Origin of the sequence: Acinetobacter sp. YH12086 (assembly GCF_013419345.1) — a bacterium.
Taxonomy (GTDB): Bacteria; Pseudomonadota; Gammaproteobacteria; order Pseudomonadales; family Moraxellaceae; genus Acinetobacter; species Acinetobacter amyesii.
The window spans coordinates 63240-76956 of the sequence record NZ_VPAF01000005.1 but is presented as its reverse complement, the minus strand read 5'-3'; the positions used below and the strand labels follow the sequence as shown (position 1 = coordinate 76956).

The following is a 13717-nucleotide window of genomic DNA, read 5'->3' as shown; positions in this document are numbered from 1 at the left end:
AAAGACTGACGAGTTACATTTTCTATTCTCAGGATATGATTTTTTAGCTTTAAAATGCCGGAAAATTGAAGAAGATAGACTTTCTCACGACACCATTATCTGACAGCAAAGTTGACATGCTTTGCAAAGCTCATGATGCCATGACCAAGTCTGCTAGATTTAGGACAAATCTATGACAGATACCGTTAGTAACCTGCCAGAAACCCCATCTACAAAGCAGCCCACCGATCAGGAATTAAAAGCACGCAGAAAAAAAGGCCTTGGTATAGTGGCTGTATTGATCGTGATTGCTTTGGTGATGTATTTGATTTGGTCAATATTTCTAAATCATTCCGTCAGTACCGATAATGCCTATGTCGGTGCAGAAACAGCGTCGATTACCTCGATGGTCACGGGGCAAGTGGCAGAGGTTTTGGTGAGTGATACGCAGCAAGTGAAAAAAGGCGATGTGCTTGTTCGTATTGATGCTCGTGATGCTGAAATTGCCTTAGCTCAAGCTCAGGCTGAATTACTTAAAGCAAAACGCCAATACAAACAAACTGCGGCGAATAGCAGCTCTTTAAACTCACAAATCTTTGTCAGTGATGATGCAATTCATAGTGCAAGCGCACAAGTCGCCAAGGCACAAGCCGATCTGAATAAAGCACAAGATGAATTACAACGTCGTCAACAATTGGCTGCTTCGGGTGCGATTTCTAAAGAAGAATTAAGCACAGCGCAGAGTGCTGTGAATACTGCTAAAGCCAGTTTTGATGTGGCACAAGCAGGACTCGCTCAAGCCAAATCTAGTCAAAAAGCGGCACAAAGTAATAAAGCGGCGAATGATGCATTAATTCAAGACAGCAATGAAAACTCAACCCCAGATGTTTTAGTTGCACAAGCACGTCTACAACAAGCTCAGTTGGACTTAGAACGTACACAAATCAAAGCACCTTTTGATGGTGTGGTGACACGTCGTAATATTCAAGTTGGGCAACGCATTGCACCGGGAACGTCATTAATGATGGTGGTGCCAGTCTCTCAGTTATATGTCGATGCCAACTTTAAAGAAAGCCAATTGGCAGGGGTGCAAGCGGGTCAAAAAGTTGAACTGACATCTGATCTGTATGGTGACAAAGTTAAATTTAATGGCACAGTGACCGGTTTTTCTGGTGGCACTGGCTCAGCATTTGCCTTGATTCCGGCACAAAATGCCACAGGAAACTGGATTAAAGTGGTTCAGCGTTTACCTGTGAGGATTCGTTTAGATCCAAAAGAGTTGGCAGAACACCCACTACGTGTGGGGCTGTCTATGGAAGCGACGATTGACCTGAAATCGAAGTAATTGCCTATGAATCAGCAAATGCAAATGACTGACCTGAAAGGTGGTCGTCTGATTCTCGCTGCCTTGGTCTTGGCATTGGCGAACTTTATGGTTGTGCTCGACATGACCATTGCCAATGTATCAGTGCCGCATATTACTGGTAGCCTTGCAGTATCGGCATCCCAAGGGACATGGGTCATTACTTCCTATGCCGTAGCCGAGGCGATTTGCGTGCCATTAACGGGTTGGCTCGCTGGGCGCTTTGGTTCTGTACGGGTTTTTGTGATTAGCTTGTTTGGCTTTACGGTATTTTCAATACTGTGTGGTTTATCGACCAGTTTGGCAATGTTGGTGTTTTGCCGAATTGGGCAAGGTTTGTTTGGTGGTCCAATTATGCCACTGAGCCAAACGTTGTTAATGCGCATTTTCCCTCCTGAAAAGCAATCCCAAGCCATGGGGATGTGGGCAATGACCACTGTGGTTGGCCCCATTTTAGGTCCAATTTTGGGTGGTACGATCAGTGATAATTTATCTTGGCATTGGATTTTCTTTATCAATATTCCTGTCGGAATCGGTTGTGCTATCGCAGCGATGCGCTTACTGAAAACGGCTGAAACACCTACACAGAAATTGAAAATTGACCGCGGTGGTTTACTGCTGTTGGTGTTGTGGATCGGTGCCTTGCAATTGATGTTGGACTTGGGCCATGAGCGAGATTGGTTTAATAATCCATTTATCGTGGTGCTGGCACTGACGGCATTTGTCGGGTTGATCGTTTTTACGATTTGGGAGCTGACTGAGCGGCATCCAGTGGTGAATATACTGCTGTTTAAGTACCGAAGTTTTACCATTTCGGTCTTGGCTTTGGCGTTTGGTTTTGGTGCCTTCTTTGGCAGTATTGTCCTGATTCCGCAGTGGTTACAAATTAACTTGGGCTATACCGCAACGTGGGCCGGTTATCTTACTGCAACGATGGGCGTCGGTAGTTTGACCATGTCGCCAATTGTTGCAAAGCTTGCAACCAAATACGATCAACGTGCTTTGGCGAGTTTTGGTTTAAGTATCTTGGGCGGAGTCACCCTTATGCGCGCCTTTTGGACCACGGATGCAGACTTTATGGCTTTGGCTTTACCGCAAATATTACAAGGTTTTGCCGTACCATTTTTCTTTATTCCCTTGTCCAATATGGCTTTAGCATCTGTACTGCCACAAGACATGGCATCAGCAGCGGGTTTAATGAACTTCTTAAGAACCATGGCAGGGGCTATTGGCGCATCGATTGCTGTTACCATTTGGGATGATCACACCAAAGTCGCACGCAGTGAAATGGTCAGTAATTTACAAGTTACCGAGGTACAAAATACCTTGGTGAATCATGGAATGAGTTCAGAAGCCGCATTGGGTTACATCTCCAGTTTGGTGGATAAAGAAGCCTTAACGCTTTCAGCCAATCATGTGTTTTTAGTCTTGACGGGTGTCTTTATATTCGCTGCACTCATCATTTGGCTCTGTCCACGACCTAAAGCAGGTGTGGGTGGTGCTCATGCACATTAAATATTATCAAGTATAAAAAAACCGCTCGAATGAGCGGTTTTTTTTATTGCGCACGGTGTAGATTGAAAAAAATTAAAGGTCCGAGCGCGCCCGTTTGAGTGCAGATTGCCACTGGGCCAAATGAAATTCACATTGATCAGCATTCATTTTTGGTTCAAAAGTACGTTCTAATTGCCATGATGCGGCAATTTCATCAAGATTTGAAAACACACCCGCTTTGAGTCCGGCCATTGCGGCAGCGCCCCATGCTGTTGATTCTAGAAGTTTAGGACGCAGTACAGGCACATTTAAAATATCGGCCTGAAATTGCATCAGCATATCATTGCTACAGGCACCGCCATCGACCCTGAGTTCTTTAAGTGGACTAGACAGGTCTGACTGCATGGCGGTCAATACATCCGATACTTGAAAGGCAATGGCCTCTAAGGCGGCACGAGCTATGTGGGATTTATTTGTACCACGTGACATTCCACAGAGGAGGGCACGGGCATCACTATCCCAATGCGGAGCGCCTAGCCCAGTAAAGGCAGGAACCAAAACCACGCCATCGGTATGCTCCACTTGGCACGCGAGTTTCTCAACATCACTACTTTTTTGAATAATCCCTAAACCGTCTCTTAGCCATTGCACGATTGCGCCAGCCATAAACACACTGCCTTCTAGTGCATAATGGGCTTGACTTTGAGCTTGCCATGCAAGGGTTGAGAGTAATTTATTGTGGCTATATTGAACTTCAGTGCCGGTGTTAAAGAGCATGAAACAGCCGGTACCATAGGTATTTTTTGCTGTTCCTGCGTCAAAGCATGACTGTCCAAATAACGCAGATTGCTGATCACCTAAAATGCCGGTAATGGGAATGTTTGCGCCAAGTAAACCTGTAGCGGTATCCGCAATATATTCATCTGAACTGATGATTTTAGGAAGGACCGACAGGGGAATATCGAATAATTCTAAGAGTTCTTCATCCCAAGCTTGTTGCTGTAAGTTCATCAGCATGGTTCGTGAGGCATTGCTGGCTTCAATCACATGCTCTGCACCTTGTGTCAGGTTCCACACCAACCAACTGTCAATCGTACCGAAAGCCGCATGACCTTGCTCAGCGAGTTCACGTAGACCTTGAGTGTGTTCTAATAACCAGACCAATTTCCCAGCACTAAAATAGGGGTCAATACGTAAACCGGTCTTTTTGTGAATGAGGTCATTGAGGTTTTGCTGGGTCAGTCGTCCACACCATTCTATGGCACGGCGGTCTTGCCAGACAATTGCAGGAGCAAGCGGTTGACCTGTGCGTTTATCCCAAACCACAGTGGTTTCACGCTGATTGGTCAGTCCAATGGCTTTAATATCTTTTGCGAGGATACGAGCAGAAGCGAGTGCTTGTTGCACGACGGCAATTTGTGTACTCCAAATTTCTTGAGCATCTTGCTCCACCCAACCCGAATGCGGGGTTTGAATATGGGTTTCCCGTTGAGCTGTAGCTTGAACTTGTCCATGTTCGTTAAAAATGATCGCACGACTTGAAGTCGTTCCTTGATCGAGTGCCAATAAAAAGCTCATATATTTTTCTTTTGCGGTCTTGAAAAATAAAATATTAACGCAATTATGTAATTAAGCGCAGATCAATGTGTAATTGTTTCGAAATTGCATCGCAATTTTTTGAAGTTATGCTATGATGACGCTACTTTGGGGATGTTTCTGGCTTCGACGCTGGTGATGAAACTCATAGATGCATGTCGAGAGCGCATTTTCTCTCGTAAATCAAATTTGCATATTTTAGTCGCAAACGACGAAACTTACGCTCTAGCTGCCTAAGGGCAGCTTGTCCGCATCCCTGAATACTTGTGGTTAGGGGTCCCGACTGAAGCGAACGCACACAAGTCCGTATAAGATCAAGCCTTGGGGTCTTATACTAAATCTTAAAGGATCGCGATTTGTACCCTGTTCGTCGGGTCACAAAGAGCTAAATCAATAGACGATATCTAAGCATGTAGTATTCTCGAGCGTAGTGCTGGCGGACGCGGGTTCAACTCCCGCCATCTCCACCAAAATTCAATTCAGAGATGTTCGACTGAATGTGAAAAAGCCCTTAAATTCAATGTTTAAGGGCTTTTTTATTGGTTATATTGTCCGATCCTATCCTAAGCTGTGTGACCCAATTTTTGCCTTTTGTGGGTAATTATTGGGAAAATTTACCCAATTATTTTTAGTCTTGATAAAGGGTATATACAGATGAAACTCACAGATACGGAATGCAGAAAAGCACAGACCCAAGATAAGCGTTATCGTCTTTCTGATGAAAATGGCTTATCTCTATTGGTTACACCAGCAGGGCAAAAATATTGGAATGTGCGCTATACCGTTCATGGTAAGCGCAAGTCAGAGTCACTGGGTCCATATCCTGATATGAGCTTAAAGAAAGCAAGAGAGCTTGCCCTTGAGCTGAAATACAAGCATTCCAAGTCAGTCTTATACGAAGACATCAAGCCATTTTTTAAAGAGGTGGCAGAAGATTGGTTTGATAACCAAAGAGAGACTTGGTCATCTAAACATATTAGTAATGTACGAGCTTCTTTGGACGAGCTTTACGGTACACTTGCAAATAAACGAATCAATCAGATTCAGGCACCTGAGATCTTGCAGGTTATTAAAAAAATTGAAGCTAGAGGTTCTACTGAAGTAGCTAAACGCACGCTATCTCGATGCGGTATGGTGATGAAATATGCCATAGCCCACGGCTACCGATATGACAATCCAGCCAGTGATTTGGTTTATGCGCTTAAGAATAAAAAAGTGAAGAATTTAGCGTCATTACCTGAAAGTGAAATGCCTGAATTTCTTAGAAGGATTAAAGCCTATCCAGCAGATGCTCAGACTCACCATGCAATCATTCTGGTTATGTTGACTGGCGTTCGAGTAAGTGAGTTGTTGCAAGCACGTTGGGAAGAATTTGATCTTGAAGAACGTAAGTGGGATATCCCTGCTGAGCGTATGAAGAATGGTTTACCCCATCGTGTACCCTTAACAGATATGATGATTGATGAGCTTCAGGCACTACGTTTGACTCACAACCAAGATCTATTATTCCCACATCGTTTAAACAATAAAGAACCTATGCGTAGTGAAACAATTTTAGCTGTAATTAAGCGTTCTGGTTATACAGGTCGAATGACAACCCATGGTTTTAGATCGCTATTTAGTACAGTACTGAATGAGTCAAATTTGTTTAATTCAGATGCAATTGAGCGTCAGCTTGCGCATGTGCCACAGAACCGTATTCGTTCTGCATATAACCGAGCACAGTATTGGGATGAGCGTGTAAAGATTATGGAGTGGTATGGGACAAAAGTGAGTGCTTGGTTAAAATAAATCACAAGGAGAAAAATCTAGATCAAATTTAACCTGACAGACACAATAAAAAACGGGTAACTGTCAGATTAGGTTTGAGCTAATACAGCTAAGTGTAATTTAGTGCCCATTAAAATAAGAATGTAACTAACAAGAATATATAAAAGCGCTAGTTTCTACTACTTTTCAATCTAAGTAGGTTCTTAAATTATTTCTTATTTCAAATTTATACTTTTCAACAGTCTCATCATCAATTATAGGTCGGTTAAAATTAACTCCGTTCTTTTGTAAAGTCTCTTTAAAGAAGTCATTTAAAATATATGCTCTGGCTAAGAGGTCGTCTAATGCATCAATGCGAATACGTAAATTTTGTGTATCTTTTAGGGCTTGTGCACATAAGTTTTTATTATTTTCCAATTCATTTTTTAAGTTTTGAACACGAATAGTTGATTGGTCTATTTTTTTAAAGTGTTCATTTTGTAGTTCTTGGTTCTGTTTATTGCTGACTAGATATTCAATGACAATCTCTTCACGATCAAAGTGGTTTTTTTCTTTAAATTTAGATAAAAAATTCGCAGTTTTACGGTCTAGATAATATTGCTTCTTAACTTTGTCTTTGTCTTTGTCTTTTTTCTTAAAAGTGCGGAATTTAGCTTTTAATTTTTCATAGCAGCTTTGCGTGATTCGAACTTGTGTGCCATTCCTCAGCATCCCAAGATTAAAAATTCCTGTCTTAAATTGAGGGTAGTTATTGAAATTTGGAATGTAGCCTTGCTGGGGATCTTTGATAACTAGACCTATCGGATTTTCCGATTCGTTTTTCAAGAATTCTGCTTTAAGTAGACTATCTTCTAAACACCAATCTTTTAAATAAATTTGAGGACGGCCCATATTGGCTCCATTTTTATATCCGATAAATCGATTTTTAATCATTAAGTAAATGATTAAAACGATATTTAATTAATTATGTTAATAAACATTATATATTAAATTAAACTAATTGTTATTTAATTTTTAATAGTTGTTTTTATGAAAAAATCCAAGAATAAGCTAAATAGACAGGGGGAACTAAGATCAATTTCAATACTTATGCTAAGGCAGATGGAAACTACTTTATCTCCAATAGATCGGATAATTTATCTAAGATTATTGGTCTGTTATGGAGGTCGTAAAATTTTAATATCGGATCTGAAGGCTTTGGCTGAAGACGTGAAAGTGAATTGGTTAACATTAAAAAAAACATTGGATGTATTGGTTGAAAAAGGGTTATGCGAACGGGCAGAAGAAAAAGTTATAAAACTGAATAAAGTACTTCTACCGAGACAAGTAGGTTATCAATGGGGGGGAAAACCATCTGACCAGTTGATTGTTGCTTTAGATAAAGCAAAAGATAGTGATCAATCTGCATTAGAGTTAAAAGAGAAAAAATTGGGTAAACAAAGTATAAAAAAAATGAGGTTAAAAAAAACTGCTTCTGAGCTTGTAGCTAGTCATCCACGACATGATTTTTTGGAAGTTTTATTTGGTTTAATGTTTGATGTCAAAATTAGCCATAAGCAAAAAAATGCTAATGAGTTGTTGGAACTCAATTATAAGCAGTGGCTTGTTTTAGTGAACATGGTGCTGTCTAGTGATTCTAATGGGATCATTTTTGATGTCGGAACTTATGAATTATCTAAATGGACTGGAATGAGCCGTAATGCATTGCAAAGAGCAATTGCTGATTTATTTGACATGGGGATTCTTCGCTCCAAACTAGATGGAACATTGAATAATAATTTACTTAATTCTGTTGCTCCGGTGTATTGCTTAAATCTCTCAGCCTCCATTTGGAGTAAAAAGAGGATATTTGGACATTATTACTTTTTGAAATTACCCAATGAATATACATCTGTCGTAGAGCAAGCTTTTAATTTTATACAGTATCTGGCTGCATTTGATCAAGCAAACAAAGCATCACACCCTTGCGATAGTGTTGTGAAAGAGCTTGCCAAAGTATCCGATGAAACTAATTATCAAATTATTCAAAGCAAACTGAGCTATGAGATTCGAGAAGAGTTTAATTTTGTGAGTAAATTCGAAAAGAATTTTGGTCAGTATATACAACTTATTTTACCCAGCTTCCGCATGGGGAAATCATCATTGAACACTGATCAATCGAATGTTACTAGAATTGATTTCTTACTTAACTATTTACTTCAGATAAAAATTTCAAATTTAGATCAAGCACAAGTGTGGGGGAATTCACCAATGCCAAGATCATTACTAGATTGGTTTGATAGGAATTTAACTAAAATTACATTACCTGAAGTTAAATCTCAGCTAACTTCCTGTGAAGAAAACACTCAGGTTATACAAATTCCACTGAAGCAGCTAGTTGAAGAATCAAGAGCAAAAATCTTATATGCCATAAGCCAAACCCTATTACGTAGCGAAATGATGCTTATCATCAAAGATGTGTGCAAGTTAGTAAGTTCAAAAGTATATTTTGATCTTGTGGGATTACCATTACAAAAAGCAAGCCTTTGTGACCGAGTTTATTTTTGTCGATATGGTGCTGAAGAGTTAAAGCAAAATACTGAACAAGATGCTTTTCATATACTTGAGTTAGAGCGAATTTCAGTTGATCCTGTTGAGTATGCACTTAAAAGCAAAGAGTTGGACCTAAGCTTAGCGGATCAGAAGCTGTATGGACTGTTCAATCCTAAAAAAATAAAAGCTAATTTCTGCCTTAACTCTCGTAAATAGATATTTGAGTAAAATTGCAAGAATTTTGTGAGAGCGAAAAGTACACTACCTTATATACAGATTAGTTTTGTTCCAGTTGGTTTGTAGACCAAGTCGGTAAATAATATTATTAATTAATAAACTAATTATAAATTTATTTACTTATACAGATCATAGATATCGACAGTGTAGATCACATATACATAATAAATAACTGTAACTCCTTAGTTATGCATCAAACATAACTAAGGAATCTTCAGATGTTGCAATACGATCTCTCTCATCAAGCTGCTGTAATGAATGCAGTGACTAACTTTGTTGATTACTTATTGAATATTGAGCTATGTGATACATCGTTCATTTATCACCTTTGCAAATTGATTCCTGCATTTAAGGTTTTTGACCAGGAGGATATTGAATGCTGTACTTTGATTGGCGCGTTTAAAGAAATGGTGCGCTTAGTTGACGCTGGTCGAGGTGATTTAGGGATTGACGAATATCTGACACAGTTACGATATAGAGAAGTATCTAATCTTCGAAATCAGTTGAGACGTCATAGGTCACTATACCTAGATGAAATTCGAATGTTCGAAGGGCAGGAAACTGATAACCAAAAGAGTTTTCTAGCTTATGTGCAGAGGATTATTAAAGATCATTATAAAGTCTTGATTGTGCGTGTTGATTTGGGATATTTAAAAGTATCTATGTCAAATATTATGGTGCAGGATTTCTATAACCATATTGAGTCAGTGCGTAATTTATTGAAAGATAAGAATGGCTGTTTTAAGCATCTTTTGGGTTATGGGCTGGCATTAGAGCAGGGTGTTACAAAAGGCTACCATGCACATTTAATGCTGATCTACAACGGTTCTGAGCGTTGTCAGGATTGGTACTTGGCTGATGAAGTGATTCAAACGTGGCAAAAGATCACTCAAGGCTTAGGTTACGGACTCAATAACAATACCCCTGAAAAGAAAAAACAATACGCTGATCGAGGCTTATTAGGGATAGGCATGATTCATCGCTATCAGTCTTTAGAAGAGCAGAATGCTTTGAATGTTGCCCGTTATCTCACTCAGCCTGAAAAGTTCATGCAGCGGATGTTGATTAAGCCAACGAACAAAAGAACTTTCTTTAAAGGTATTTACCGCGTGCATGGACGTAAGTACAAGATTAATGATCCAACATTGGCAGGAGTTTGTTCTGCACGAGATGATGAAGATTGATTGGATGAGCCAATCGTCATTTAACTGTAAAAAAATATGGAGTGGACAGTTCTATGAATGATATCAATACATAGGACTGATCTAATGGACATTACACACATTGAACACCAGACCGCGCCAAATTTAGAACAGGATATACAAAGTTTCTTTACCAAAGTGCGTTTCGGTTCACCAATCCCACCGATGACTCCTGATGAACATATTCAGAAAATCATTGAACAAACGACTCAAGTTTTATTGGAGTACTTTCGAGAGTGGAATGAGCTGATGTTTCATCATCGGGAGTCAGATTGCAGTTTTTGGGTGACACATTTCAGAAATGCATATTTTACTGTTCTGCAGAAAATCGACCTCCGTCAGTACTATTTTATTCCAACGGACAAACATACAGAGAAATGGCTGACTGAGCATATTTTAAGTAAATTGAAACTGTTATTTGTAACAACTGGTTTCCATGAGGCTTTAAATCAAACTAATGAGCAGTACGAGAAGAGAGTTAATCAATTACGTGACCTTTATTGTGATGTCAGTAAATTGAGTGTAGATGCGCCTGAATTAAGATTCTATCTGAGTTATCTAGCAGGTACTGAACTGTTGCTATCAGTCGATCAGGTGATTCAATCATTTCGAGAATTTGAAAAGAAGTTAACGTCCCGGCCATGGTTTCGCTCACAAGTGATATTTAGCTATTATCACTTGATACGCGACACTACACGAAATTGTTACGTGATCAGATTCTTCCTTACCTTTCAAAAAGCTTTTTATTCCGATGATGTTGACTATTCAATTGATCTTCTAAGACTGTGGCAAGATGTTACGTACGGTATGGGTATTTTATTTGACATTCCAGATGAAGAAGTACAGAAACCACAGGGTAATCCCTTTGGATATAACCCAGATGGGCTTTTGAACTTTCCTGAGCCTAAAAATCCATTGGATGATCTTAGTGACTTACCTGATACGCTGACGAGCGTAAATGAGCAGATGAATAAGATATGTATCACAACACGTGGTTTTAAAATCTTCAATGGAAGGAAACGGTGATTGGAGCTCATCCAAGTCAATGAAAATAGATAGATCCCTGTATTTAATCTAGTGGATAGATGGGACTTTCGATACGTACAGTATTGAACTTAGGCTTATGTACCACTATTTATTCCCATAATTCCTAATTTAAAGTAATGGAATGCCAGCTTTCCTCAACAGATTAATTTAACCAGTAATCGAGTGGGGTGGATTGCGCATGAGGTCAATGCATGGATTAGTCACAAGATCAGTGAACGTAGCATGATCACAAATTGAGATAAAACACAAAGCTATGAATGAGATTTTTGCCCCATCAGTTGTAATGCCAGCGCATAAGCAAAATCAGGAGACATTGCTTCTGCAATGAAGAATGCTTGAGGTGGGGTAAAGTCTAAGATTAGCTTACAGTAAAGGGTTTCTTTGCCTGTTTGCTTATCAATGAATCCTGCGAGTGTGAATATTCGAGCCCATACAGTGGACCTCCAATACACTTCAAACGCTGCATATACAGATTCCTTTAATAACGCTAAACACCATTATAATTGAGTATGTTGTCTAATTCATGTTGAGATTGAAGTCTCAGTTGAAGTTTAGATGATATTGATTATTCAATAGTCATTCTGAATCAGAAGTATAGCGAAAACACTCAATTGATTATTCTAGTAAAAATACAACGTTGACACTTTAAATCCTGCCAATTATCCTTGACCTGCTGGCCCATATGGTCAGTCGGTTTTGACAGACCGTTTACCCAAAGCACACGAAAAAGTCTCTCTTTTTTGTGGGCATCCCTACGTGCCCCCTCTGCGGCGGAACGGGAGGGGGACATCTTCGGATGTGCTGATCTTTTTGGGTATCAGTCTGTCAACCCTCTTTCGTTTCGCCACCATTATTTGACAGTAATGTGGTGAAACTTCTTTATACCCAAAGGAGTCCGCCATGCGTACTACATTATTAAATTCTCATTCTCTTTTTTACCCCAGTACTCTCTGTGGCGTTGTCTTCGCAGGATAGAACCGCATTTTAAAAATTTAGCAATTGGGGGACGCTCAGTAAAGGCGCTTGTTCCTTTATTGGCCTGCACATCTGAATTATTTTATCGCTGATTTGTAGATCAACTCATTCTACGCAACAGTTACATCAGAATAAAAGGCAGAACTCCAAGAAGAACATCAAACCGCTATAAGTCCAGCTTTGCGATTGCTGAGAGGCACTTATGGACAAAGAAAGAGAATGATGCACGATGACAACAAAATTAAAGTATCTGTCTTTATGTATTTTATTGATGGGACTGGGCGCCTGCTCTAGTAAAGATCAGCCTGAAAGTGATCCTGCTGTAGAAGAGCAAACAACAGAAAGCAAAGAAGCTTTGCAGAGTGTTACTGAAACATCAGTCGTGATTGTACCGAAAGCGGAAATCAGTCCTGATCAAAGTTGGGAGAAAATAGACAGTGATGTACTGCGAAGTAATTTGATTTACTTTTACCCTGAAAAAATGAATGTGCTCCATTACAAAGAACCGAGCAAGCTTGAGAATGATTTATTCTTCCCCGACAATCATGAATTTATCAAGAAACAATTACATTTAGATAAGAGTCAGCTTCTTGTTATTGGAATGCCGGGGCATAACTTAGACAACAATATGTTAGTCGATTTGAGTAATGATGAATATTTCAAATATGCTAACAATCTCGCCATAAACTATATACGTGCCTTACAAGTACCAAAGGTTAAACCCAAACAGGAATTTGAAAAAACACAGCATTATGAGGAACGAGTTAAGCAAGCTCAGCAAAATTCCCTAAATAATGTAATCGACTATGATGTTGAATTATTGGAAAGAGTGTTGAATTATATTGCTCCTGATATTACTTCAATCGGAAGCGAAAGCGCTTACCAATATAATGCTGATAAAGAGTTAATGACAATTAACTTTAAACAGAAAAGCCGATATGTTTCCTCTGTGGTTAAATCAGAACTAATCATCAAGGTTCCGCCTGATTTAGCAAAGACTCTCGCAGAAAACTTTGGACAACTTAACATCGGCTATGTATTTACACCCAAAAATAACACCTTGAATTTGGATGGGATATTTTTTTATTTAGTACGTTATGGCAATCCTGATCAGCAGAACTATACCTCTAGATTGTATCTCTCCCCAATCATTAAGCCGAATACATTTAAGCAAAAAAGTGCGGTCAATGTATTCTGGAAAAACAATGATGCTGTTGAGGAAATTGACACAATACCTTTTAAAGACGTGCTGACATCACCGATATGGAAATTTAAGTTTGGCCTAGAAAACTATTTATCTCCAGAATCATTATTACAAAAATACGTTAAGCCAGAAATTCCTAAAGAACCTGATGAGCTTCAGTATTTGGGTCATGGGTGAAAATGAAAAATTTGTATTTTAGTGCTTTTTAAAAATAAAGAAATTTCAAATACATATTACCCAGATGTAATGGCTTTCTCTTCTCAATGCCAATTGACTGGGAAAGTATATATCTACATTTGAATACACGATTTAGGAAAA

9 protein-coding genes, 1 other RNA gene and 2 pseudogenes are annotated in these 13717 nt (G+C 39.3%); 9 read left to right on the top strand and 3 right to left on the bottom strand.

Translation table 11 applies throughout. The features are described from left to right. Positions 1–172: 172 nt before the first annotated feature. The gene (locus FTU29_RS07695; RefSeq protein WP_180121207.1) at positions 173–1324 is read left to right on the top strand and encodes an efflux RND transporter periplasmic adaptor subunit; all 1152 of its coding nucleotides are present in this window, start codon (positions 173–175) and stop codon (positions 1322–1324) included. A gap of 6 nt (positions 1325–1330) precedes the next feature. Then, a complete protein-coding gene (locus FTU29_RS07690) occupies positions 1331–2857 on the top strand; it encodes a DHA2 family efflux MFS transporter permease subunit (RefSeq protein WP_180121205.1) in 1527 nt (508 codons plus the stop codon). Positions 2858–2929: 72 nt separating this feature from the next. On the opposite strand, the gene glpK is transcribed toward FTU29_RS07690, so the two are convergent. Then, entirely contained in the window at positions 2930–4414 is a 1485-nt protein-coding gene (gene glpK / locus FTU29_RS07685; RefSeq protein WP_180121203.1) for a glycerol kinase GlpK, read from the bottom strand. A gap of 128 nt (positions 4415–4542) precedes the next feature. On the opposite strand from glpK, the gene ssrA reads away from it, so the two are divergent. Together ssrA and FTU29_RS07675 are read left to right on the top strand one after the other, a co-directional pair. Continuing rightward, positions 4543–4902, top strand: a transfer-messenger RNA (tmRNA) gene (gene ssrA / locus FTU29_RS07680). Positions 4903–5086: 184 nt separating this feature from the next. After that, positions 5087–6223: a tyrosine-type recombinase/integrase gene (locus FTU29_RS07675; RefSeq protein ID WP_180115499.1), complete on the top strand. Its 1137-nt coding sequence runs from the start codon at positions 5087–5089 to the stop codon at positions 6221–6223. A gap of 165 nt (positions 6224–6388) precedes the next feature. Here the strand turns inward: FTU29_RS07675 and FTU29_RS07670 are convergent, their stop codons facing one another. Beyond that, the gene (locus FTU29_RS07670; protein ID WP_180115498.1) at positions 6389–7093 is read right to left on the bottom strand and encodes a hypothetical protein; all 705 of its coding nucleotides are present in this window, start codon (positions 7091–7093) and stop codon (positions 6389–6391) included. 210 nt (positions 7094–7303) lie between these two features. Between FTU29_RS07670 and FTU29_RS07665 the strand changes: the two genes are divergently transcribed. The 4 genes and pseudogenes from FTU29_RS07665 to FTU29_RS17655 form a co-directional block, all read left to right on the top strand. After that, positions 7304–8950: a hypothetical protein gene (locus FTU29_RS07665; protein ID WP_180115497.1), complete on the top strand. Its 1647-nt coding sequence runs from the start codon at positions 7304–7306 to the stop codon at positions 8948–8950. Positions 8951–9189: 239 nt separating this feature from the next. Next, positions 9190–10155, top strand: a complete 966-nt coding sequence (locus FTU29_RS07660; RefSeq protein ID WP_257223734.1) for an inovirus Gp2 family protein — start codon at positions 9190–9192, stop codon at positions 10153–10155. A gap of 84 nt (positions 10156–10239) precedes the next feature. Continuing rightward, the gene (locus FTU29_RS07655; protein ID WP_180115496.1) at positions 10240–11199 is read left to right on the top strand and encodes a hypothetical protein; all 960 of its coding nucleotides are present in this window, start codon (positions 10240–10242) and stop codon (positions 11197–11199) included. A gap of 153 nt (positions 11200–11352) precedes the next feature. Further along, positions 11353–11457 (top strand): annotated as a pseudogene (locus FTU29_RS17655) (AlpA family transcriptional regulator); the annotation flags it as partial. 14 nt (positions 11458–11471) lie between these two features. Here the strand turns inward: FTU29_RS17655 and FTU29_RS17440 are convergent. Then, positions 11472–11686, bottom strand: a pseudogene (locus FTU29_RS17440) (hypothetical protein). Positions 11687–12424: 738 nt separating this feature from the next. Between FTU29_RS17440 and FTU29_RS07645 the strand changes: the two are divergent. After that, entirely contained in the window at positions 12425–13576 is a 1152-nt protein-coding gene (locus FTU29_RS07645) for a hypothetical protein (RefSeq protein ID WP_180115495.1), read from the top strand. Positions 13577–13717 lie beyond the last annotated feature (141 nt).